The sequence below is a fragment of the Marinovum sp. genome (assembly GCF_048263515.1).
In the GTDB taxonomy this organism is placed as follows: domain Bacteria; phylum Pseudomonadota; class Alphaproteobacteria; order Rhodobacterales; family Rhodobacteraceae; genus Marinovum.
On record NZ_JBLXEC010000001.1, the window covers coordinates 350,628 to 371,649 of the forward strand.

20 protein-coding genes are annotated in these 21,022 nt (G+C 65.5%); 10 read left to right on the plus strand and 10 right to left on the minus strand.

Annotation, left to right across the window (positions count from 1 at the left end; translation table 11 throughout):
- Window positions 1-5 precede the first annotated feature (5 nt).
- The 4 genes from ACN0SE_RS01665 to ACN0SE_RS01680 all read left to right on the plus strand — a co-directional run bounded on the left by ACN0SE_RS01665 (window position 6) and on the right by ACN0SE_RS01680 (window position 4,034).
- Complete coding sequence (locus ACN0SE_RS01665) at window positions 6-1,232, plus strand: acetyl-CoA C-acetyltransferase (protein ID WP_417522732.1); 1,227 nt, start codon at window positions 6-8, stop codon at window positions 1,230-1,232.
- Complete coding sequence (locus ACN0SE_RS01670) at window positions 1,229-2,113, plus strand: enoyl-CoA hydratase/isomerase family protein (RefSeq protein WP_417522733.1); 885 nt, start codon at window positions 1,229-1,231, stop codon at window positions 2,111-2,113. The genes ACN0SE_RS01665 and ACN0SE_RS01670 overlap by 4 nt, the downstream gene beginning before the upstream one ends.
- Window positions 2,114-2,190: 77 nt before the next feature.
- Window positions 2,191-2,940: an SDR family oxidoreductase gene (locus ACN0SE_RS01675; RefSeq protein ID WP_417522734.1), complete on the plus strand. Its 750-nt coding sequence runs from the start codon at window positions 2,191-2,193 to the stop codon at window positions 2,938-2,940.
- Complete coding sequence (locus tag ACN0SE_RS01680; protein WP_417522735.1) at window positions 2,940-4,034, plus strand: CaiB/BaiF CoA transferase family protein; 1,095 nt, start codon at window positions 2,940-2,942, stop codon at window positions 4,032-4,034. Before ACN0SE_RS01675 ends, ACN0SE_RS01680 begins: the two co-directional genes overlap by 1 nt.
- 113 nt (window positions 4,035-4,147) lie before the next feature.
- Here the strand turns inward: ACN0SE_RS01680 and ACN0SE_RS01685 are convergent, their stop codons facing one another.
- The 6 genes from ACN0SE_RS01685 to ACN0SE_RS01710 form a co-directional block, all read right to left on the minus strand.
- Window positions 4,148-4,840 (minus strand): nitroreductase, encoded by a 693-nt coding sequence (locus ACN0SE_RS01685; protein WP_417522736.1) that lies wholly within the window; start codon window positions 4,838-4,840, stop codon window positions 4,148-4,150.
- Complete coding sequence (locus tag ACN0SE_RS01690) at window positions 4,837-6,447, minus strand: acyl-CoA synthetase (protein WP_417522737.1); 1,611 nt, start codon at window positions 6,445-6,447, stop codon at window positions 4,837-4,839. The genes ACN0SE_RS01685 and ACN0SE_RS01690 overlap by 4 nt, the downstream gene beginning before the upstream one ends.
- Before the next feature lie 23 nt (window positions 6,448-6,470).
- Entirely contained in the window at window positions 6,471-7,643 is a 1,173-nt protein-coding gene (locus ACN0SE_RS01695; RefSeq protein ID WP_417522738.1) for an acyl-CoA dehydrogenase family protein, read from the minus strand.
- 12 nt (window positions 7,644-7,655) lie between these two features.
- Window positions 7,656-8,741: a phosphotransferase family protein gene (locus tag ACN0SE_RS01700; protein WP_417522739.1), complete on the minus strand. Its 1,086-nt coding sequence runs from the start codon at window positions 8,739-8,741 to the stop codon at window positions 7,656-7,658.
- Between the two features lie 296 nt (window positions 8,742-9,037).
- Complete coding sequence (locus tag ACN0SE_RS01705; protein ID WP_417522740.1) at window positions 9,038-9,238, minus strand: hypothetical protein; 201 nt, start codon at window positions 9,236-9,238, stop codon at window positions 9,038-9,040.
- Between the two features lie 230 nt (window positions 9,239-9,468).
- Window positions 9,469-10,527 carry a LacI family DNA-binding transcriptional regulator gene (locus tag ACN0SE_RS01710; RefSeq protein ID WP_417522741.1) on the minus strand — a complete coding sequence of 353 codons (1,059 nt, stop codon included), beginning with the start codon at window positions 10,525-10,527 and terminating at the stop codon, window positions 9,469-9,471.
- Window positions 10,528-10,762: 235 nt separating this feature from the next.
- Between ACN0SE_RS01710 and hisD the strand changes: the two genes are divergently transcribed.
- From hisD to ACN0SE_RS01725, 3 genes are read left to right on the plus strand one after another with little or no spacing between them, the layout of a single operon-like run.
- On the plus strand, window positions 10,763-12,070 hold the full coding sequence (gene hisD / locus ACN0SE_RS01715) for a histidinol dehydrogenase (RefSeq protein ID WP_417522742.1): 1,308 nt from the start codon (window positions 10,763-10,765) through the stop codon (window positions 12,068-12,070).
- Window positions 12,071-12,073: 3 nt separating this feature from the next.
- Complete coding sequence (locus ACN0SE_RS01720) at window positions 12,074-12,832, plus strand: SDR family NAD(P)-dependent oxidoreductase (protein ID WP_417522743.1); 759 nt, start codon at window positions 12,074-12,076, stop codon at window positions 12,830-12,832.
- Window positions 12,829-13,818 (plus strand): zinc-dependent alcohol dehydrogenase, encoded by a 990-nt coding sequence (locus tag ACN0SE_RS01725; protein ID WP_417522744.1) that lies wholly within the window; start codon window positions 12,829-12,831, stop codon window positions 13,816-13,818. Before ACN0SE_RS01720 ends, ACN0SE_RS01725 begins: the two co-directional genes overlap by 4 nt.
- Window positions 13,819-13,932: 114 nt before the next feature.
- On the opposite strand, the gene ACN0SE_RS01730 is transcribed toward ACN0SE_RS01725, so the two are convergent.
- The 3 genes from ACN0SE_RS01730 to ACN0SE_RS01740 form a co-directional block, all read right to left on the minus strand.
- On the minus strand, window positions 13,933-15,003 hold the full coding sequence (locus ACN0SE_RS01730) for a TRAP transporter large permease subunit (RefSeq protein WP_417522745.1): 1,071 nt from the start codon (window positions 15,001-15,003) through the stop codon (window positions 13,933-13,935).
- A gap of 95 nt (window positions 15,004-15,098) precedes the next feature.
- A complete protein-coding gene (locus tag ACN0SE_RS01735) occupies window positions 15,099-15,218 on the minus strand; it encodes a hypothetical protein (RefSeq protein WP_417522746.1) in 120 nt (39 codons plus the stop codon).
- A 189-nt stretch (window positions 15,219-15,407) separates the two neighbouring features.
- The gene (locus tag ACN0SE_RS01740; protein ID WP_417522747.1) at window positions 15,408-16,310 is read right to left on the minus strand and encodes a LysR substrate-binding domain-containing protein; all 903 of its coding nucleotides are present in this window, start codon (window positions 16,308-16,310) and stop codon (window positions 15,408-15,410) included.
- 230 nt (window positions 16,311-16,540) lie between these two features.
- Between ACN0SE_RS01740 and ACN0SE_RS01745 the strand changes: the two genes are divergently transcribed.
- Genes ACN0SE_RS01745 through ACN0SE_RS01755 form a run of 3 tightly spaced genes read left to right on the plus strand, consistent with a single transcriptional unit; the run spans window position 16,541 to window position 19,479 of the window.
- Complete coding sequence (locus ACN0SE_RS01745) at window positions 16,541-17,530, plus strand: TRAP transporter substrate-binding protein (protein WP_417522748.1); 990 nt, start codon at window positions 16,541-16,543, stop codon at window positions 17,528-17,530.
- Between the two features lies 1 nt (window position 17,531).
- Complete coding sequence (locus ACN0SE_RS01750) at window positions 17,532-18,125, plus strand: TRAP transporter small permease subunit (protein ID WP_417522881.1); 594 nt, start codon at window positions 17,532-17,534, stop codon at window positions 18,123-18,125.
- A 49-nt stretch (window positions 18,126-18,174) separates the two neighbouring features.
- Window positions 18,175-19,479: a TRAP transporter large permease gene (locus ACN0SE_RS01755; protein ID WP_417522749.1), complete on the plus strand. Its 1,305-nt coding sequence runs from the start codon at window positions 18,175-18,177 to the stop codon at window positions 19,477-19,479.
- An 80-nt stretch (window positions 19,480-19,559) separates the two neighbouring features.
- On the opposite strand, the gene gndA is transcribed toward ACN0SE_RS01755, so the two are convergent.
- The gene (gene gndA, locus ACN0SE_RS01760; protein WP_417522750.1) at window positions 19,560-20,987 is read right to left on the minus strand and encodes an NADP-dependent phosphogluconate dehydrogenase; all 1,428 of its coding nucleotides are present in this window, start codon (window positions 20,985-20,987) and stop codon (window positions 19,560-19,562) included.
- Between the last annotated feature and the right edge of the window lie 35 nt (window positions 20,988-21,022).

The following is a 21,022-nucleotide window of genomic DNA, read 5'->3' on the forward strand; positions in this document are numbered from 1 at the left end:
TGACCATGCAACATGTTCGGATTTTCGACGCCGTGCGCACGCCACGCGGCAAAGGCAAGGCGTCGGTCGGCGCGCTGGCGGAACTCAGCCCGGTGGAACTGGCCACGGTCCCGTTGAAGGCCCTGAAGGAACGGTCGAACCTCGACACCTCGGCCGTTGGAGACGTAGTGCTCGGCTGCGTCGATCCGGTGGCCGATCAGGGCGGCGACATTGCGCGCACGGCAGCGCTCGAGGCGGGCTATGACGAGGCGGTTCCCGGCGTCCAGATCAACCGCTTCTGCGCCTCGGGGCTGGAAGCCTGCGCCATCGCGGCGGGCAAGGTGGCCAGCGGCGAGGTCGGCTTGGCCGTGGCCGGCGGAGTCGAAATGATGAGCCGGGTGCCAATGCTGTCATCGGGCATGCCCGTGCTGGCCGATCCCGGCATCGCCATCCCGCGCAAGTCGGTGCCGCAGGGCATCTCGGCCGACCTGATCGCCACGCTGCGGGGGTACAGCCGCGACGACGTGGATGCCCTGGCGGTGGAAAGCCAGCAGCGCGCGGGCCGGGCGTGGGAGGAGGGGCGCTTTGCCCGCTCCATCGTGCCGGTCAAGGATCGCAACGGCCTGACCGTGCTCGACCGCGATGAGGCGATCCGTCCGGGGGCGGACATGCAGTCGCTGGACGCTCTGAACCCCTCTTTTGAACGCTACGCGAAGAAGATGGGCTATGACGCTGTTGCGGAGCAAAAGTACCCCGAGATCGGCGCGCTGAAATACGTCCACCATGCCGGCAATTCCTCGCAGATCGTCGATGGCGCGGCGGCGGTTCTTCTGGGGTCTGAGACGGCTGGCAAGGACAATGGCCTGACGCCCCGCGCCCGCATCCTCGGGCTGGCCTCGGTGGGGTCCGAGCCGACGATCATGCTGACCGGGCCCAAGGCCGCCTGCGACCGGGCGCTGAAGCAGGCCGGGCTGGGCTACGCCGACATCGACCTGTGGGAGCTGAACGAAGCCTTTGCCTCGGTGGTTCTCTATTTTCAGGAGGAAACAGGCGTCAGTCCGGACCGGATGAACGTCAACGGCGGGGCCATCGCCATGGGCCATCCGCTGGGGGCCACCGGGGCCATGATCCTGGGCACGCTGCTCGACGAGTTGGAGCGCGCAGACAAGCAATTCGGCTGCGCCACGCTTTGCGCGGCGGCGGGACAGGCGATCGCCATGGTAATCGAACGGATGGAGGGAGAAGGCGCATGAGCAGTATCATTACCCTGGGCATCGACGGCCATGGCATTGCAGAGCTGTGCTGGGACGATCCGGACCGCAAGGTCAACGTGTTTTCCACCGAGGCCATCTCGGAATGGGTGGGCTTGGTGGACCAGGTGGCCACGGACCCAAGTGTTCGCGGCGTGCTGATCACTTCCGGCAAGGCCTCATTTCACGCCGGCGCAGACCTGCGAATGGTCGGCGGCTTCTTCGACATGTCGGCCGAGGAGCTCTGGTCCGTCATGGCCCGCGTCAAGGACAGCTTTTACCGACTGGAGACCTGTGGCAAGCCGGTGGCCGCGGCGATCAACGGGCATTGCCTGGGCGGCGGTTTCGAGATGGCGCTGGCGGCGCATGCGAGGTTCGCCGTGGACGATCCGGCGATCAAGCTCGGCCTGCCCGAGGCCGGGCTCGGGTTGATGCCGGGCTTCGGTGGCACGCAGCGTCTGGCGCGTCTGGCGCCGTGGCAGCGGGTGACGGCGGATATGTTGCAGGGGGCCACCTACGACGTGTCGGAAGCGCGATCTTTGGGGTTGCTGACCGATGTAGTCCCAGCGGGTGCCCTGCGCGATGCCGCCCGCCGGTGGCTGCTGGACAATCCCGCAGCCGAACAGCCGTGGGTGGCGCGGGGTTATTGTGGGCCATCCGCCTCGGAGATTGAGCGGTACTTTCACGCCCTGAACGCCGGGTTGACCCGTGATGGCGTGGCCGACCGACCCGAGCAGAGGTTGATTGCCGAGGCCGTCTATCACGGGCTGCAAATGCCCATCGAGCCGGCGCTGCGGCTGGAGGTGCGCCGGTTCATCGAGCTGACCCGCAACCCCTCGGCCCGGCAGACCCTGCAAGCGCGGTTCTTCGGCGAAGCGGCATGAAGCGTCATTCTATTATTGTCGGACACTAATGCGCATGGTAGCCTCCGGGGAAATCGCAGTTTCGGAGGAGGAAACACATGCTTGATGGCAAGATCGCGGTGGTGACCGGCGCGTCGTCGGGGCTGGGCTATCAGTTCGCCCTGACACTGGCCGGACAGGGTGCCGCCGTCGCGGTGGCCGCGCGCAGCACCGGCAAGCTTGACGATCTGGTGGCACGGATCACGTCAGAGGGCGGCCAGGCGCAGGCCTTCGGGTTCGATGCCGCAGATCCTGCCGCGCCCGATGCGTTGATCGCCGCCGTGTCCGAGCAGATGGGCACGCCCGACATCCTGGTCAACAACGCCGGTATCAGCAGGCCCGCCCGCGCCCACAAGGCAACGCTCAAGGATTTTGAACAGACCATGGCGGTGAACGTCCGTGCGCCCTGGCGCCTGTCGCAGCTCTGCGCCGAGCGCTGGATCGACGAGGGCCGCGAGGGGTGCATCGTCAACGTCTCCTCGATGCTCTCGACCCGGGTCGCCAAGGGCGTGTCACTCTACACCATGTCGAAGGCGGCGATCCGGCATCTCACCGCCGGACACGCCCTGGAATGGGGCCAGCACGGCATCCGCGTCAACGCGCTGTGTCCGGGTTATATCCGCACTTCGATCAACGATGAATTCTGGGACACCGACCAAGGCAAGGCCGAACTTGCGAAGCTGCCGCGCCGCCGTGTGGGCGAGCCGAAGGACCTTGACAGCGCGCTTCTGTTTCTCGTCGATCCGCGCAGTCATTTCGTCAATGGCGAAGCGCTCACGGTCGACGACGCGCAGAGCTGGGCGATCTGATGGCAGAGCGCAAGCCCGGCGCCCTCGAAGGGCTGAAGATCGTCTCGATGGCCGAGCAATATCCTGGCCCGTTCTGTACGCTGACCCTGTCGGACATGGGCGCCGATGTGATCCAGGTGGAGCGGCCGGGCGGCGATCCCTCGCGGTTTCTGCCGTCGTTCTACGAGGGGCTCAATCGCAACAAGCGCTCGGTCGCTCTGGACGCGCGCGATCCGGCGCAGAAGGCGGAGCTCCTGCGGCTCATCGAACGGGCCGACGTGTTTCTCGAAGGCTTTCGGCCGGGCAAGCTGGCGAAGCTTGGCCTCGGGTACGACGACCTGAACGCGGTGAACCCGCGGTTGATCTACGTGTCGATATCGGGCTTCGGCCAGAACGGTCCCTACCGGATGCGCCCCGCGCATGATCTGACCTTCCAGGGGATCGGCGGCGCCTTGGGCGAGCGCATCAGCGGGGCGGTGGGTGGTCTGCCTCCGGCGGTGCTGCTGGGCGACAGCGTCTCGGCGCTCTATGCGCTGACTGGCGTGCTGTCGGCCTTGCTGGCCCGCGAGCGGACCGGGCAGGGCACTCATGTCGACATCGCCATGAGCGACGCGGTGTTGGCCTTGCAGACGCCCTTTATTGCGGCCGACGCCGTCGAGGACGCCAGCCTGCCGCAGCGCGATCCGGGCTATGCACTTTACGAGACCTCGGATGGGCGCTGGCTGACCACCTCGGTGGCGCATGAAGATGCCTTTTGGGATCAACTGTGCCGCGATGTGGGGCTGGCGGAGGGTGTGGGTCTGACCCGTCCCGAGCGTGTGGCCCGGCGCGATGAACTCGTCGCGAAGATCGCCGCGCGCATCCGGGACAAGCCTTTCGCGCATTGGGAGGCGCTGTTCGAGGCCTCGGGGCAGATGTGGGGGCCTGCGTTGCGGCGTGAGGAGCTTGCAGAGGACCCGCAGTTCCGGACGCGGGGTCTGTTTGACGAGGTCATGCGGCAGGATGGGACGGTGCAGCCAGTGTTGCGTCAACCGGTGAAGTTCTCGGCCTACGACAATGCACCGCTGAGGCGGGCGCCGGGGGTCGGGGAGCACCAGGGCGAAGGCTTCGACTGAGCGCTGTCAGGATGCAATCGCGCCCCGGACTTGATCCGGGGCCTCGCGCTTGGGCGACCAAGAGGTCCCGGCGCGAGGCCGGGACGGTTGCGCAAGGGACGTCAGGCTGTGTGTCAGTCGTGAAACCGTGCGTAGTCCTCGACGCCGAGGCGCCCGGTCTCGAACCGGTTCGCCGGATCGGACGGATCGGCGTGGCCCAGCGCCATGCCGCAGATCACCGTGCGATCGTCGGGCAGGGCCAGCACCTCGCGGATGGTCTGATGATAGGTCGCGAAGGCCTGTTGCGGACAAGTGTCCAGCCCGAAGCCCCGCGCCGCGATCATGATGCTTTGCAGGAACATGCCGGTGTCGAGCCAGCTTCCAATCGGCAGGTCCCGGTCGATGCTGAAAATCAGCCCCACCGGTGCGTCGAAGAACAGGAAATTGCGTCTGAGCTGCGCACGCATTCGCGCCGTGTCACCCCGGGCAATGCCGAGGGTGGAATAGAGGCCCCAGCCGGTTTCCCGCCGCCGTGCCAGGTAAGGCTCGCGCCAGGGGGAAGGGTAGTACTGATAGCTGTCCTCGCCAGCATCGCCGGCGTCGAACCGGGCCGTGATCGCGGTGGTCAACCTGGTCAGGGCAGGTCCCGTCACCACATCCACATGCCACGGCTGGATATTTGAGCCGCTGGGCGCACGCCCTGCGATTTCCAGGATGCGCCGGAGGGTCGCGCGCGGGACCGGCTCGGGCAGGAAGGCCCTGACCGAGCGACGCGAGGTGATGGCCTCGGTCGCGGTGCGCGCCTCTGGCCGATCGAGGCAGTTCATGCTGGCAGCCCCTCGAACTCCTGCTGCTTCAGCAGACGCCGCTGGATCTTCCCGGTGGGTGTCTTGGGCAAGGCGTCGACAAAGGCAATCCTGCGCGGGTACTTGTAGGGCGCGGTCAGGGCCTTGGTAAAATCCTGCAATTCCTTGGCGAGCGCGTCGCTCGGGGTATGTCCTGACTTCAGGATGATGAAGGCCTTCACCACCTCGCCGCGGGTCTCGCAGGGGCTGGCGACGGCGGCGCATTCCAGCACGGCCTCATGCTCCATCAAGGCATTCTCCACCTCCATCGGCCCGATGCGGTAGCCCGACGAATTGATCACGTCGTCGTCGCGCCCACCGAAGAACAGGTAGCCGTCCGCGTCCATGCTGGCGGTGTCGCCGGTCAGGAACCAGGTCACGCCATCGACGGTCTGGTAGCTCTCGGCGGTCTTGTCGGGGTTGTTCCAGTAGCCCAGCATCAGCTGCGGATGCGGGCAGCGGATTGCCAGCTGACCGGGCGTGCCGGCAGGGGCTTGACGCCCGTCCTCACCCAGGATCGCGGCCTCGGTGCCCGGCAGCGGTTTGCCCATCGCGCCGGGCTTCACCGGCATCTGCGGATAGTTGAGCACGGTCATCAGCGTCTCAGTCTGGCCGTAGCCGTCGAGCAGCAGCGCGCCGGTCTTGTCCGACCAGGCCCTGACGATCTCGGGGTTCACCGACTCGCCGGCCGAGACCGACAGCCGCAGGGCCGAGAGGTCATGACCCGAGGTGTCCACCTGAACCAGCTGCCGAATCTCGGTGGCGGCGGCGCAATAGACGCTGACCTTGTAGCGCTCGAGCAGCTCTAGCCGCTTTTCGAGGTCGAAGGGGCCGTCATAGAACAGCACCGTCGCGCCGCAGCTCCACGGGCCGTAGAGGATCGAAGTGCCGGCCTTTGACCAGCCGGTGTCGGCGGTGCACCACATCACGTCCTGCTCGGTCAGCGACAGCCAGTACCACGCCGAGACACGCCAGGAAAACAGCGCCTGGCTGGCGTGCAGCACGCCCTTGGGCAGACCGGTCGAGCCGGAGGTGTAGAACATGATCGCAGGGTCTTCGGCCTCGACCCGGACAGGGGTGAAATCGGCACTGTGCCGCGCCATTTCGGTCTCGAAATCGTCCCAGCCGTTAGTTGCGCCGACGGAGAGCCGGACTTTGAGGTCACTGGCAATCTTGTGCGTCTCTGCCGCCGTCGTCACCACCGCCACCGCGCTGGAATGCTCCATGCGGTAGGTCACGTCCTTCTCGGTCAGCATGGTGACGCAGGGGATCGGGATGGCACCGATCTTGTTGCAGCCGACCATCGCGATCTGCCACTCGGGGATGCGCGGCAGCATGATCAGCACGCGGTCGCCTTTTCGCACGCCCTTGGCGGTCAGGTAATTGGCGAAGCGGTTGGTCAGGTCGCGGATGTCGGCATAGGTGAAGCGCCGCTCTTCGCCCGCGTCGTTGACCCAGATCAGCGCCATGCGCTCGGGGTCTTCCGCCCAGGCATCCACCACGTCGCCGCCGTAGTTGAACGTCTCAGGCACCTGCCATTCGAACTGCGCGCAGGCGGCCTCGTAGCTCGTCATCTCAACACGTTGCATGCTTGCTCCTCCCCTGAAGCGGTTCAACCCTTCATGATCCGGCGCGAGATCGCCCATTTATGAACCTCGGACGGCCCATCATAGATACGGAAGGCCCGGGTCTCGCGGAAGATCTGCTCGACCACCGTATCGCCGGTCACCCCCATGCCGCCCAGCACCTGCACGCAGCGGTCGGCCACGCGGAACAGCGCCTCGGACACCGCCGTCTTGACCATCGAGCTTTCGTGACGGCCGTGTTCGCCTTTGTCGAGCAGGGCGCAGGCCCACCAGATCATCAGCCGGCTCTGCTGCAGCTCCATCTCGTTCTCGGCCAGCATTGCGCCGATCTCGCCGTGCCGCCCGATGGGCTTGCCGAAGGCTTCGCGCTTGCGGGCGTAATCCAGCGCAATCCCCTGCGCCCGTACCGCGCCGCCCAGCCAGCGCATGCAATGGGTCAACCGCGCCGGGGCAAGCCGCACCTGCACGTAGCGGAAACCTTCGCCGACCTCACCCAGCACGTTTTCCGCCGGGATGCGCAGATTGTCGAAGGTCACCTCCCAGTGGCCACCGGTGAAGGAGCTGTCGAGCGTATCAAGCTGGCGCGTCAGGCTGATGCCCTCGGCGTCCATGTCCGAGATCAGCATGGTCGGGCCACCGGGTTTGTCGCCCTCGGCCTCGACATCGCAGAAGATGATGGTGAAGCCCGCGCCCTGCGCCCCGGTGATCAGCCATTTGACGCCGCTGACCACAAAATCTTCGCCGTCATAACGCGCTTTCGTCTTCAATTCGGAGGGATCGGCGCCGGCACCCCAGGGCTCGGTCATCGAGAAGCAGGAGCGGAATTCACCAGCCGCGAAAGGCTTCAGCCAGCGTTGTTTCTGCGCCTCGGTCGCGACCTTGTCGAGCAGGTTCATGTTGCCCTCGTCGGGGGCAGCACAATGCATCGCGATGGGCCCGAGCGGCGACAGCCCGCTGGCCTCGAAGGCAATCGCCATGCTGACGTGATCCAGCCCCAGACCGCCCCATTCCTGCGGCACATGCGGCGCAAACAGCCCCGCCTTACGGGCCAGAGCGTTCAACTCGATCCGCAATTCTTCGGTGGGGCCGTGGGAGGTGTTGCGCGGGTCTTTCTCATACGGAACGATCTGCTCCATGACAAAGCTCTCGATCCGCTGGCGCAGCGCATCCTGTTCGGGGGTAGGCTCGAAAGAGATCATGGGCAGTCCTTGTCAGTAAAAGTCACCGCGGGCGACCTGCAGGCCGAAGCTCAGCAGCCCCCGGGAAAGGTCGTCGAAACGGGCGAAGTCCGGGTCATCGGTTCCGCCACTCTCATAGCGGCGGTAGAGCTGCTGAAACACGACGGCGAGGCGCAATGTGGCCAACACGCGGTAATAGGTGAAGTCAGTCAGCCTGCGACCGCTCGCCTTTGCATAAAGAGTCGCGGCCTCTTGGCGGGTGGGAAAGCCGTGGCGTGCCGTGGGCATCTGGCGCAACTGGTGCATCGCCTCAGGATCTTCGGCCTCGGTCCAGTAACTGAGCAAAACGGCGAGGTCATAAAGCGGATCGCCCAGCGTGCCCATGTCCCAGTCGATCAGCGTCCGGGGTTCAAGGGTATCTGGATCGAGGATGATGTTGTCGAGCTTGAAGTCGTTGTGAATCAGGGTGGGCGCACGCGAGGTCTTGGGAGGATGGGCATCCAGCCAGCCCAGCAGCGAGGTCAGGTCCTCCGGTGCATTGTCCCAGGCCAGTCGTGCGCGCTTGCTCCAACCGCGTTGGGTGCGTTCCACGAAGCCGTCGGGCCGCCCCAGCGTTCCGAGCCCGCAGGCCTTGGCGTCAATTGCATGCAGGCGGGTCAGGACATCGATGATCCTGCGGCCCAGCGCAAGTCCGATGGGGCCGGTGCCTTTCCAGCTAACAATAGTGTCCGACGGTAATTCACTTCCGATCACCAAGCCCGGGCGGTATTCCATCAGAAGAAAGGGCGCACCGATGACCGAGAGATCCTCGCAGAACAGTCGGGCCTCGGGCACCAGCGGCAGCACCGGGTGAAGATGCGAAAGGATGCGGTATTCGCGCGCCATGTCATTGGCGCCCGGCGGGACAGGCCCCAGCGGCGGTCGCCTCAGGACCAATGGGCCAAGGTCGGTCTCCAGCAGAAAGTTCATGTTTCCGAAGCCCGCGGCGAATTTCCTGGGCGACGCGCCGGGCACCAGCGAAATTCCGACAGGTTTCAGATACGCCTGCAGACGCGCCACATCCAGCCCCGGGATGCAGAGCGGAGAACTTGCTGTCAGCGGTCTCGACGTCATGGCCATATTGCTGCCCCTTAGTGTCCGACAATAAACCTTATACAGACGGATCAATGTGGGGGCAACAGAATTTTAGGTGGACGTTAATCCCGTCCGAGGGGAGCTCATCAGGGAGCCCTCGAACCAGTCTTTCCCGGCATTAAGCAGATGGAACTTGATCCACGCGGGAACAGGCTGCGGATGAACGGCAAAACCGCGGGCCAAGCCGGGTCTCGCTGACACGCGATCCCGGCGATTGCTGCAAGCGCCGTGATCGCTCAAGTCCCGACGGGCCGGTCGCCTCGGCACCCTGCCGTCAAGGATCATCCGTCCGGATTGGCGATGGCCTTCCCGCCCTTGTAGACCAGCTTGCCTGCGCCAACCGCGCCTTTGGCGACGACTTTCGTGGCTCCGGCGGCGACGCCGATGGTGCTGTCGACCGCTTGTTCGGCGCTGCACCCGGACAGGACAAAGGCCAAAGCGGCGGTGGCGATCATCGGTTTTGCGGTGATGGATTTGGTCATGGGTCTCTCCTTCTCAGATGCGGCGTGACCCCGGCCCGAAGTGGACGGGAGCAATCCGGCTGGGACCAGACATAAGGAGAAGAAACAGATGAGGAAAATTAAATATAATTGCGGATGAATTGATCTTTTCTCATGTAAGAGCGATCTTCAGGAATACCAAGCGTTCGACAGCCAAATCGGCGCAACTCTTGAGCTGATCAGAAAACCGTCCACGATGTGGAGAGACGAATTCACCTCTCGAGGTTCGGCGCCGGACCAACCGATTCGCGCAGGACAACGGTTGCCTCGAGCTCTGTGCTGAACGTCGGACGTTCGCCGCTGCGCATGGCGAGTAGAATCCGCGCGGCGCCCTTGCCCATGTCGTGGTGAGGGACGTGGACGGTGGTGAGGGCAGGGGTCACGATCTGGGCGATCTCGATATCGTCGAAGCCGGTGATCGAGACGTCGCCGGGCACGTCGAGGCCCATCTGGCGGGCCATTGACAGGGCCCCCGCCGCCAGCACGTCGTTGCCGCAGAGGACGGCAGTGGGCCTTGGGTCAGACTGCATGACGGACGCAAAGGCCTGCCCGCCGTTGGAGATCGAATAGCTGGTTTCGATGACGCGCAGGGCGGCCGGGTCGAGGCCATGCGCCGACATGGCATCGGTGATGCCTTCGAACCGTTGGCGGGCGCGGTCGTTGTCCTTGCGCTCGGCGGTGATCAAGGCGATCGACCGATGGCCGAGCGCGATCACCTGATCGGCCAGAGACCGCATGGACTTGCGATTGTCAAAGCCGATCGAAATGCGGCTTTCGTGGTCATCATAGGTCCAGGCGATCACATAAGGGACCTGGCGGGTTTCCAGGAAATCATAGATCTCCGGCGTCCGGTCGTGGCCGATCAGCAGGAGGCCATCTGCGCCGCGCGCCACGAGGCTGCGGATCTGTTGCTCTTCCAATTCCGGATCGTAAGAGGAGCTGGCGACCAGCAGGGTGACGCCCTGAAGGTGCAGTTCCTCCTGAAAGGCCTGAAGACCACGGGCGAAGATGGCGTTCTCCATCGTCGGAATGATCGCGCCGAAGGTGTTGGTGCGTTTGGCCGCCAGCGCCTGGGCGCCGAAATTGGGGGCATAGCCCAGCGCATCCACCGCAGCGAGCACGCGCTCGCGGGTGACTTCCGACACCTTGGACGGCGTGTTGAGACAGCGCGAGACCGTCGCGGTCGACACGCCGGCGCGCGCGGCCACGTCGTCGAGCCGGGGCGAGGTGCCGCCGCGGGATCTGCCGCCCTGATCGTTGTGACTGTCCATCCAGTGTTCTTTCTCGCCCGGTCCGCCGGGGATGCGTGCGACCTTATGTGTAGAAGGTGGCGCAGGGTTCATGTAAGCGCTTGCACGGCGGTCATGCAAGCGCTTACATGATCACAGTTCCGACTCGAAGACAGGCCGAAGCCCTGCGGCAGGTTGATCACACCGATCTTCCTCGCCTCTGTGCCGACGGTTCCCCTATCCTGCTGCCAGACATCCTCAACCAGGAGCGCCGCTCATGACCCGAGACTACCTGAAGAAAGCCACCCTCACCTCGAAGAGCGACGCCTCCGACACCCGCAAGATCGTGCGTGACATCCTTGACGAGATCGAGGCGGGCGGCGACGCGGCGGCGCTGGCCTATGCCAGAAAGTTCGACAAATACGACGGCGAGGTGCTGCTCTCGCCCGAGGCGATCGCGGCGGCGATTGCCCTGGTGCCGGACAAGCTCAAGCGCGACATCGAGTTCGCCCATGCCAACGTCAAACGCTTTGCCGAGGCGCAGTTGGGCACGGTCAGGGATTTCGAGGTCGAGGTGGTGCCGGGCTTCATCGCGGGGCAGAAGGCGATCCCGGTCAACGCCGCCGGCTGCTACGTGCCGGGCGGGCGCTACAGCCATATCGCCAGCGCCATCATGACGGTGACCACCGCCAAGGTCGCCGGCTGCAAGAATATCGTCGCCTGTTCGCCGCCGCGCCCCGGCGTCGGCATTGCGCCGGCCATCATCTATGCCGCCCATGTCTGCGGCGCCGACCAGATCCTCGCCATGGGCGGCGTGCAGGGCGTGGCGGCAATGACCTATGGTCTCTTCGGTCTGCCCAAGGCCAATATCCTCGTCGGTCCCGGCAACCAGTTCGTGGCCGAGGCCAAGCGCATGCTCTTTGGCCGCGTCGGCATCGACATGATCGCCGGCCCCACCGACAGCCTGGTGCTGGCCGACAAGAGCGCCGATCCGATGGTGGTCGCCGCCGATCTGGTGGGGCAGGCCGAGCATGGCTACAACTCGCCGGTCTGGCTGGTGACGGACGACCGCGCGCTGGCCGAAGAGGTCATGCGGCTGGTGCCCGGGCTGATCGACGATCTGCCGGATGTGAACCGCGAGAACGCCACCGCCGCCTGGCGCGACTATGCCGAGGTGATCCTCTGCGCCGACCGCGAGGAGATGGCCGCCTGTTCCGACGATTACGCGCCCGAGCACCTGACGGTGCAGGCCGAGGACCTCGACTGGTGGTTGGGCCGGCTGAGCTGCTACGGCTCGCTGTTCCTCGGCGAAGAGACCACGGTGGCCTTTGGCGACAAGGCGTCGGGCACCAACCACGTGCTGCCGACCTCGGGAGCGGCGAGCTATACCGGCGGGCTGAGCGTTCACAAGTACATGAAGATTGTCACCTGGCAACGCGCCACCCGCGAAGGCGCGCGGCCGGTGGCCGAGGCCACGGCGCGGATCTCGCGGCTCGAGGGGATGGAGGGCCATGCCCGCACCGCCGACATCCGGCTGAAGAAGTACTTCCCGGACGAGACCTTCGACCTGACGGCGGACGCCTGAGCCATGGCCGGAGACGACCTCTTCAGCGTGGCGGGCCGGGTGGCCTGTGTCACCGGCGCGAGCTCCGGCCTCGGCCGTCATGCCGCGACGGTTCTGGCGCAGTCCGGGGCAAAGGTGGTGGGCGTGGCGCGCCGCGCCGAAGCGCTGGCCTCCTGGCAGCGAGAGGCCGGCGGCGATTGCGCCGGCGTCGCGGGCGACGTGGCAGACCGCGACGGGCTCGATACGCTGGTGGCGCGGATCTGCGCGCCCTTCGGGGCGCCGGACATCGTGGTGCATGCGGCCGGGCTCAACACCCGAGAGCCGGCCGATGATGTGACACCCGAGGGCTGGGACGCGACGCTGGCGATCAACCTCTCGGCGCCGTTCTTCCTGAGCCAGAAGCTGGTGCCGGCGATGCAGGCCAAGGGTTGGGGGCGGATCGTCAACTTCGCCTCGCTGCAGTCCTTCCGCGCCTTCCCCGGCGGCATCGCCTATGGCGCGAGCAAGGGCGGTGTCGCCCAGATGACCCGCGCCATGGCCGAGGCCTGGTCGCCGCATGGCATCACCGCCAACGCCATCGCGCCGGGCTTCTTCCGCACCGAGCTGACGGCGGCGGTGTTCGACGATCCCGAACGCGCCGCGCGCCATGCCGCGCAGACCTGCATCGGCCGCAACGGCGAGCCGGAGGATCTGGACGGACCGCTGCGCTTTCTCTGCTCTGACGCGTCACGCTACGTGACGGGACAGGTGCTCATGCTGGACGGGGGGTTCACCGCGAAATGAAAGCCCTGGTCTATACCGGCGTCGAAACGCTGGTCTATCGCGACGCGCCCGACCCAGAACCGCAGCCCGGCGAGGCGCTGATAAGGGTCGAGAGCGTCGGCATCTGCGGCTCGGACATGCATGCCTATCTGGGGCATGACAACCGCCGCCCGGCGCCGCTGATCCTCGGCCACGAGGCGGCAGGCACGGTGATTGCCGGGGCGTGCAAGGGGCAAAGGGTGACGATCAACCCGCTGGTCACCTGCGGGCAGTGTCCGGCCTGCGAAGCGGGGCGCGAGAACCTTTGCCCCGCGCGGCAGATCATCTCGATGCCGCCGCGCGAGGGCGCCTTTGCCGAGCTGTTGCGGATGCCCGAAAGCAACCTGATCGCGGTGCCCTACGATGTGCCCCTGGCCAAGGCCGCTTTGGCCGAGCCGCTGGCGGTGAGCTGGCACGCGGTGCGGCTGGGGCTCGAGGCGCTGCACCCGGCGACGGAGCGGCGGGCACTGATCCTCGGCGGCGGGGCGATCGGTCTGGCGGCGGCGCTGGCACTGGCAGCGATGGGCGTGAGTGACGTCACCGTGGTCGAGCCCAACGTTGCGCGCCGTGCATACCTCGGCGATCGCTGTGGCCTGCGGGCGGTGAAAGCGTCCGAGATGAGCGCGCCGATCGTGATCGACGCGGTGGGCTACGCCGCCACCCGCGGCACCGCCTCGGCGCTGGCCGCGCCCGGCGGGGTGATCGTGCATATCGGTCTGGGCGAGGACATGGGCGGGCTCGATATCCGCCGCATGACCCTGCAGGAGATCACCTTCATCGGCACCTATACCTACACCGCACAGGATTTCCGCGACACCGCGGCGGCGCTGTTCGACGGCCGACTGGGCAAGCTCGACTGGGTCGAGGCGCGGCCTTTGTCGGAGGGCGGCAACGCCTTCCGGGATATCCGGTCCGGCCAGGCAGCGGCGCCGAAGATCATCCTGCATCCTGACACTCAAGGAGCCTGACCCATGAAAAGGCAAACTGGTCGGTCGGAGAGCCGCTGGCCGCGTAAATGACGCCGGCCTGCCCGATCCTCGGCATAGACGTCAGCGCGGGTTGACGATCCGGTTACCCGCGCATCATCGGAATTGGCGCACGCCGGTCGCCGACAGGATCGAGACCACGATGCCGACGATGGCGATCGCCACGGCCAGTTGACCGATGGTCCGGCCGCCGTCGGCGAGCGCGGCGACCAGCATCTGCGGCTTGCGGCGGACCTCGGGGTTGATGAAGCTGAGCGGTACCAAGAGCAGGATCGCGGCGATCGAGGCGCCGGGGGCGGACAGCCCGCTGACCAGCAGCCAGACGATCACGAAGATCGGGCCGAAGACGAGGATCATGTTCACCCAGTCCTGCAGCGCCGGCGGCGGCACGCCGATGTCATCGTCGCTGACCTGGATGTCGAGCTTCTGCGCCTCGAAATAGACCGCGAGAAACAGCGACAGGTAATAGGCCACTGCCGGGATGATCACCGCCAGCACAACGGTCAGGTAGCTGACGCCGACGATATCGGCCATGACCAGCGCCGCCGCCCCCATGATCGGCGGCAGGATCTGCCCCCCGGTCGAGGCCGTGGCCTCGACCGCGCCGGCAAAATTGGCGTTGAAGCCGCGCTTGCGGATCATCGGGATGGTGACGACGCCGGTGCCCACGACGTTGGCGACCGCCGAGCCCGAGACCGTGCCGAAGAGCGCCGAAGCGAGGATCGCGGCATAGGCCGGGCCGCGCTTGAACCGTTTCATCAGGTGAAAGGAAATGCGGATCATCGAGCCGCCGGCGCCACATCCTTCGAGGATCGCGCCGAGGATGATGAAGGGCAGCACCGTGGTCAGAACCACCCCCATGATCGAGCCGAGAATACCCTGGTCGCTGTCGTACCAGATATTGGCCGAGATCGTGTCGAACATGTCCGAGGGCGCGGTCTGCAGCGGTCCGGGCCAGTATTGCCCGGTGGCGAGATAGAGCAGCGCCAGCGCACCAAGGATGGCAATCGGAGCGCCCCAGAGGACCCAGCAGGCCCAGAGCGATAGCGCCGCGGCGGCCAGCGCCACATACATTTCGCGCGGCCCGAAGAAAATCACCGAGTTGGCGATGATCTGGCCGATCCGGTAGTAAGCGTAGCAGACATAGCTGACGACAATCGCGGCCACGGCATAAGCCGCCGATGCTGCGGAGAGAGCCGCCCCCGGCCGGCCCGCCGCTCGGCTGAGCTACTCCGCATCTCTTGGACAGGATCTGGCGTAATTTAAGCTACTCGTTGCGCCTGCTGATCGGGTTGCTTGCTATCATTTCTCTGCCAATAGACCAGCGCCGGAGGCTGGCCACCCAGGGCTGAATGAGGGCGCTGATGGTTGTAGAAGGTCATCCATTTCCGGATGGCTTGGCGCGATCGAGGGGTATTAAGACTGACCGGGCACCGTGGATTAGGAGCGTTCGGAGATAGCTGCTTCCTCGTTTCGCTGTGCCAAGTAGTATTTGTTTGCCGCCGACGCGACGGCCTGTCAGCAGGAATTGGTCAACGCCAAGGTGAACTCGCCGACGAGATTGTCGTTGTTCACTCGGTAAGCTGGCGCGACAGTTCGATCAGGCATTTCTGCACGGCAGTGGTGGCCTCTGACAAAGGCAGCTGGGCTGACCAGCAGACCGCCATGTTAGTGCGCATGTTGGGGCGGCGGATCGGGCAGATCCGCGCCTCGGGAACCCTGCGCTGCACCGCCAAGGCGGCAGACAGGGGCAGGATGCTGTCGCCGAGCCCTTCGCTCAGGGCGTTCGACAGGATCGAGATGGATTCCGTCTGGGCAATGACATGCGCTGTCATCCCGGTGCGGGCAAGCGACGTGTCGATGACCTGCCGCAACGTGTGAATCTTGCTGGGCAGGATCAGCGGGCGGGCAACCGCATCGGCAAAGGCGATCTCTTCGGTCTCGGCAATCTGGCCCGACGTGGTGACGTAGTGCAATTCTTCGGTCGAGATCTTCTCGAAGGCAAGGCTGGGAATCGCGCCAGGATAAAAGATCAGCGCCACGTCCATCTTGCCGGTCATGATCAGCTCGCTCATCGCGCCGCCGCCGACGTTTTCGTTGATGTAGAGCAGGATGCCGGGATAGTCGCTGCGCAGCTTCTTGATCAGCTGCGCCGCCAGGAGAGAGCCCAGACCCAAGGGCGCCAAGCCGACCCGGACAACCCCGCGAATATCCTCCGAGGCGGTCTGAATGTCGAGCTCGGCCTCGTCCATCTGGCGCAGGATCAACTGCGAATGGCGGTAAAGCACCTTGCCGGCCTCGGTGGGAACCACGCCGCGCTTGGACCGCACCAGCAGCGGTTTGCCATAGTGCGACTCGAGCGCTGCAATCTGCTGGCTGAGCGCCGGCTGCGCGATATGCAGGATCGCCGAGGCGCGGGTTATGCTGCCGATATCGATGATCTTGACGAAGGAATGTAGCTTTCGGATGTCCATGCAGGCTTTCTTAACGGTTCGATGACGTTTAGGCCAATGCCAAGATCGTTTGTCAAAGCGCTTCGAGCCTCGGCTGTGCAGACATAAGATTCTGCGATCACGTCAGATCGAAGCGGTGTTTCCGCGCGCCTCAAAACCGCCTTAGCATGCGGTGGTACCACAGAGATCACAGAGGTCTGCTGACGTCAGGCACCAAGGCCGCCAGAGACCGACCACACAGGGAGAACTGAATGTCCGTCCTCAAATCACTGGCTCTCGGCACCGCTACGCTGGTTGCCGCTGCAGGCATCGCCGCCGCCGAAACCAACCTGCGCCTTTCGGATGTCCTTCCCGAAGGCAACTTCATGGTCGACAACGCCCGTACCTTTGCCGAGGCGGTGGCCGAGGCGACCGATGGCGAGGTCACCATCACCGTGAGTGCCGCGGGCTCTCTGGGCTTCAAGGGCCCCGATCAGCTGGCCGCGGTGCGCGACGGCCTGGTCGACATGGCCGACATCAACATCAGCCAGCAGGTCGGCAGCAACCCGCTCTTCGGCGCGGAGGGCGTGCCTTTTCTGGTCAGCTCGATGGAAGAGCTGAAAGCCTATCACCAGGTGCTGCGCCCCGAGTTCGAGAAGCTGTTCGAACAGCACAATCAGAAACTGCTCTACATGGTGCCATCGCCGGCGCAATACGTCTACCTCGACGAAAAGGTCGACAGCATCGACGATTTCGAAGGTATCCCGGTCCGCGGTGCCGACAAGAACACCGTCGACATCATCAGCAGCATCGGCATGGACGGCGTGGTGATGCCCTGGGGCGAACTGCTTCCGGCGTTGGCCTCTGGCCGGGTCGAAGGGGTGGCCACCTCGGCGACCTCCGGCGTCGACGGGCGGTTCTGGGAATTTCTCGACTACATCTATGCCACCAATCACACCTGGGGCTCGAACGCGGTGACCATCAACCTCGACACCTGGAACCGCCTCTCCGAGGAGGATCGCGCGGCGATCGAGGCGGTCGCGGCCGAGCTCGAGCCGGCGTTCTGGGACATCTCGCGCGAGAGCGACCTGAAGAGCCTCAAGACCATGGAAGAGAACGGCATGACCCTGGTTCCCCTGTCCGCCGAACTGATGGCCGAAATCGGCGAGCGCGCGAAGACTGTACAGGACGCCTTCTTCGAGCGGGTGCCGGCGGCCCGCCCGATTGCCGATGCCTACCTGAAGTCGCGGGTCGGTGGCTGAGATGGAAAACCTGTCCGAAGGCTCTGCCGCGGCTCGGCCGACGCCTCGCGGACCTGCTGCGGCCCTGCAAGGGGCCGCAGATCTGGTTGCGCTTGTCGGGGCCTGGGGGGCGGGGCTGTGCATCGTCGGGCTGACCTTGCTTGTGCTGGCCGACATCCTGCTGGCGTTTTTCAGCCAGTACCTGCATTTCGTGCCATCGGGCACCGGCGTCGGCTGGGAGTACAGCGCCTATCTCATGGGGGCGGCCTTTCTACTTGGCTCCGGCATGACGCTGCGGGCCGGGCTGCAACTGAGGGTCGAGCTGGTGATGTCGGCCGGTCCACGCTGGCTGGCCCGGGGGCTCGAGATCGTGTCCGCCGCGCTGGGAACGGCGGTCACCGGGGCGCTCACACTCTGGCTCTTCAATTTCACGCTGCGCACCTATGGCTACGGCGAGGTGTCGCAGGAAAGCTTCACGCCGTTGTGGATCCCGCAGGCCGTGCTCACGCTCGGGGCAGGGGTGCTGGCCCTGCAGATGCTGGCCCGCCTGGTGTCCGCGCTCGCCGGTCATGCGCTGGACAATCCGCGGCTCGGCGCCGCCAGCGCGATCGAATAGCGCGATTTCTCGCACGCGCGACGCCACAGAATTTCAAGGAACCCCACCTATGGGCGCAATCGTTACCAGCCTCTTCGGGCTGCTGTTCGGAACCCTGGCGGCCGGTGCATGGATCGGCATCGGACTGCTGTCCACCGCCATCGGCCTGACCGTCCTGTTCACCCATATCCCGATCGACAGGCTTTTTCCGCAATATGTCTTCAACATCCTCACCACCCCCGATCTCGTGGCCTTGCCGCTGTTCATCCTGATGGGAGAATTCCTGTTCCGGACGCGGATTTCCGAGGCGCTATTCTCGGGTCTCGCGCCTTGGGCGGGCCTGCTGCCGGGCAGGCTGCTGCATGTCAACATCGTGGGCTGCTCGATCTTTGCGGCGATATCCGGCTCGTCGGCTGCGACCACCCAAGTGGTCGGGCGCATGACGTTGAAGGAACTTCTGTCGCGTGGCTATTCGCCGGAACTGGCCATTGGCGGACTGGCCGGTGCCGGCACGCTCGGTTTTCTGATCCCGCCTTCGACGGTGATGATCATGTACGGCGTGCTGGCCAACGAGTCGGTGCTGCGACTGTTTACCGCCGGGTTCCTGCCGGGGCTGCTGCTGGCTGCCACCTTCGGCACCTACATCATGATCCGCAGCGCCCTGAAGCCCGAGCTGATCCCGGAAAGCGAACGCGCCCTGAGGCACATGCCCCTTCGGGCGCGCTTTGCCGCACTACGGGACCTGGCGCCCGCGCTCTTCCTGATCCTCTGCGTGCTGGGCTCGATGTACGGTGGTCTGGCCACCCCGTCAGAGGCGGCGGCGCTTGGCGTGCTGGGGGCCTTCCTGGTGGCGCTGTTCCAAGGCTGCCTGTCATTTCAGGTGCTGCGCGACGTGGTGCTTGGCGCGGTTCAGACCTGCTCGGTCATGGGGATCATCATCCTGGGTGCCTCGGTTCTGGGCAATGTGACAGCGACCTTGGGCATTCCCGCGGCAGTAGCGAGCTTCGTGACCGCGCTCGACCTGGCGCCGATCGTTCTGATCCTCGCGCTGATCGGGCTCTACCTTGTGCTGGGCACGGCGTTGGAAGGCTTTTCGATGATCGCCACCACGCTGCCGGTGGTGCTGCCTCTGGTCGAGGCGGCGGGCTTCGACAAGGTCTGGTTCGGCATTTTCATGGTGCTGGTGGTCGAGATGGCGCAGATTACGCCGCCGGTCGCCTTCAACTTTGCGGTGATCCAGAACATCACCGGGCGCAGTACCGGCTATATCGCCAGGGTGACCTTTCCCTTCCTGCTGATCATGATCCTCTTCGTCATCCTGCTGGCGGTGTTCCCGCAGATCGTGACCTTCGTGCCCGACCTGCTGCTGGGCTGAGACTCGCGGCTTGCGACGGAAGAGCCCCGGGCCAGGTAAACTGGCCCGGGGCTCTTCATTGTAATGGACGGGCGGCGATGTCAGGCGCCGGTGTGCTGTTCGCTGCCCCAGGGTCCGTGCGGCGCGTCCTTGCCGTCCGTGCGCTGATAGCCATGGGCGCCAAAGAAGTCGCGCTGAGCCTGGATCATGTTGGCCGAGCTGCGCGGGGTGCGGATGCTGTCGAACCAGCTGAGCCCGGCGGCCAGTGCGGGCACGGCGAGCCCTGCTTCCATCGCCGTGAGGACGATCTTGCGCAGCGCCGCCTCGTGTCGGGCCAGGTGGTCCTGGAAAGGCGCCGCAAAGATCAGCAGATCGTCGTCTGACTCGGCAAGGGCCTTGGCCATGTCGTTGAGCATGTCAGACCGGATGATGCATCCGGCGCGCCAGATCCGGGCAATCTCGGGCAGGGGCAGGTCCCAGCCATAGTGCCGCGAGGCCGCAGCCAGCATGTCGAAGCCTTGAGCGTAGCACAGGATCTTGCCGGCGATCAGCGCTGACTCCAGCTCATCCGCGCTCACGGTGTCACCGGCCATTGGCCCGGGCTGCGCGCCGAAGACCTCTGCGCCGCGCTGTCGGGTGTCAAGCGCGGCCGAGAGGTTGCGGGCGCAGACCGCGGCCTCGATCACCGGCGCCGCGACGCCGAGGTGCTGTGCTTCGATCGCCGTCCAGCGGCCGGTGCCCTTCTGTCCCGCCTTGTCGAGGATCACGTCGAGCATCGGCGCGCCGGTCAGCGGATCGGTGCTGCGGGCGATGCGGCCGGAGATCTCGATCAGGTAGGAGGCCAGCGGACCCCTGTTCCAGGTCTCGAAGGTTTCGGCGATCTCCTCCATGTCGCGGCCCAGGCCCCGTCCCAGGATATCGTAGGTCTCGGCGATCATCTGCATGTCGGCATATTCGATGCCGTTGTGCACCATCTTGACGAAATGCCCGGCGCCCTCGGGGCCCATGTAGGCGGCGCAGGGCGCGCCCTGATACTTGGCCGAGATGGCCTGCAACAACGGCTTGAGCCTGAGCCAGTGGTCGCGGCCGCCGCCCACCATGATGGACGGACCGTGGCGCGCCCCTTCCTCGCCACCCGAGACACCGATCCCGAGGAAATCGTGACCCGACTCTTCCGCTGCGCGCACCCGGCGGCTGGTGTCGGCATAATTGGCGTTGCCGGCGTCGACGATCAGGTCGCCGGGCTCGAGAAGGGGCGCCAGCGCCGCGATCTGCTGGTCGACAACCGCGCCTGCGGGCACCATCAGGATGATCGTGCGCGGACTGGCCAGTGACTGGACGAAGTCTTCCAAAGTCTCGGTCGCCGTCAGCCTGTCTGCCAGGGCACCGGCCGCGCCGACAAAGGTCCGGGTGACCGAGGCGGTGCGGTTGAACACGCTGAGGCTGAAGCCGTTGTCGACAATGTTGAGGGCCAGCGCAGAGCCCATGGTGCCGAGGCCGATCAGTCCGATGTCTGTGGGGCGGGTCATGGTGCTTGTCTCCAAATCCTGCGGTCGACTGTGGT

Excerpts from the sequence above, each read along its gene's own strand:
- ACN0SE_RS01665 (WP_417522732.1), top strand. The coding sequence starts at position 6 with ATGCAACATGTTCGGATTTTCGACGCCGTGCGCACGCCACGCGGCAAA.
- ACN0SE_RS01670 (WP_417522733.1), top strand. The coding sequence starts at position 1,229 with ATGAGCAGTATCATTACCCTGGGCATCGACGGCCATGGCATTGCAGAG.
- ACN0SE_RS01675 (WP_417522734.1), top strand. The coding sequence starts at position 2,191 with ATGCTTGATGGCAAGATCGCGGTGGTGACCGGCGCGTCGTCGGGGCTG.
- ACN0SE_RS01680 (WP_417522735.1), top strand. The coding sequence starts at position 2,940 with ATGGCAGAGCGCAAGCCCGGCGCCCTCGAAGGGCTGAAGATCGTCTCG.
- ACN0SE_RS01685 (WP_417522736.1), bottom strand. The coding sequence starts at position 4,840 with ATGAACTGCCTCGATCGGCCAGAGGCGCGCACCGCGACCGAGGCCATC.
- ACN0SE_RS01690 (WP_417522737.1), bottom strand. The coding sequence starts at position 6,447 with ATGCAACGTGTTGAGATGACGAGCTACGAGGCCGCCTGCGCGCAGTTC.
- ACN0SE_RS01695 (WP_417522738.1), bottom strand. The coding sequence starts at position 7,643 with ATGATCTCTTTCGAGCCTACCCCCGAACAGGATGCGCTGCGCCAGCGG.
- ACN0SE_RS01700 (WP_417522739.1), bottom strand. The coding sequence starts at position 8,741 with ATGGCCATGACGTCGAGACCGCTGACAGCAAGTTCTCCGCTCTGCATC.
- ACN0SE_RS01705 (WP_417522740.1), bottom strand. The coding sequence starts at position 9,238 with ATGACCAAATCCATCACCGCAAAACCGATGATCGCCACCGCCGCTTTG.
- ACN0SE_RS01710 (WP_417522741.1), bottom strand. The coding sequence starts at position 10,527 with ATGGACAGTCACAACGATCAGGGCGGCAGATCCCGCGGCGGCACCTCG.
- hisD (WP_417522742.1), top strand. The coding sequence starts at position 10,763 with ATGACCCGAGACTACCTGAAGAAAGCCACCCTCACCTCGAAGAGCGAC.
- ACN0SE_RS01720 (WP_417522743.1), top strand. The coding sequence starts at position 12,074 with ATGGCCGGAGACGACCTCTTCAGCGTGGCGGGCCGGGTGGCCTGTGTC.
- ACN0SE_RS01725 (WP_417522744.1), top strand. The coding sequence starts at position 12,829 with ATGAAAGCCCTGGTCTATACCGGCGTCGAAACGCTGGTCTATCGCGAC.
- ACN0SE_RS01735 (WP_417522746.1), bottom strand. The coding sequence starts at position 15,218 with ATGACCTTCTACAACCATCAGCGCCCTCATTCAGCCCTGGGTGGCCAG.
- ACN0SE_RS01740 (WP_417522747.1), bottom strand. The coding sequence starts at position 16,310 with ATGGACATCCGAAAGCTACATTCCTTCGTCAAGATCATCGATATCGGC.
- ACN0SE_RS01745 (WP_417522748.1), top strand. The coding sequence starts at position 16,541 with ATGTCCGTCCTCAAATCACTGGCTCTCGGCACCGCTACGCTGGTTGCC.
- ACN0SE_RS01750 (WP_417522881.1), top strand. The coding sequence starts at position 17,532 with ATGGAAAACCTGTCCGAAGGCTCTGCCGCGGCTCGGCCGACGCCTCGC.
- ACN0SE_RS01755 (WP_417522749.1), top strand. The coding sequence starts at position 18,175 with ATGGGCGCAATCGTTACCAGCCTCTTCGGGCTGCTGTTCGGAACCCTG.
- gndA (WP_417522750.1), bottom strand. The coding sequence starts at position 20,987 with ATGACCCGCCCCACAGACATCGGACTGATCGGCCTCGGCACCATGGGC.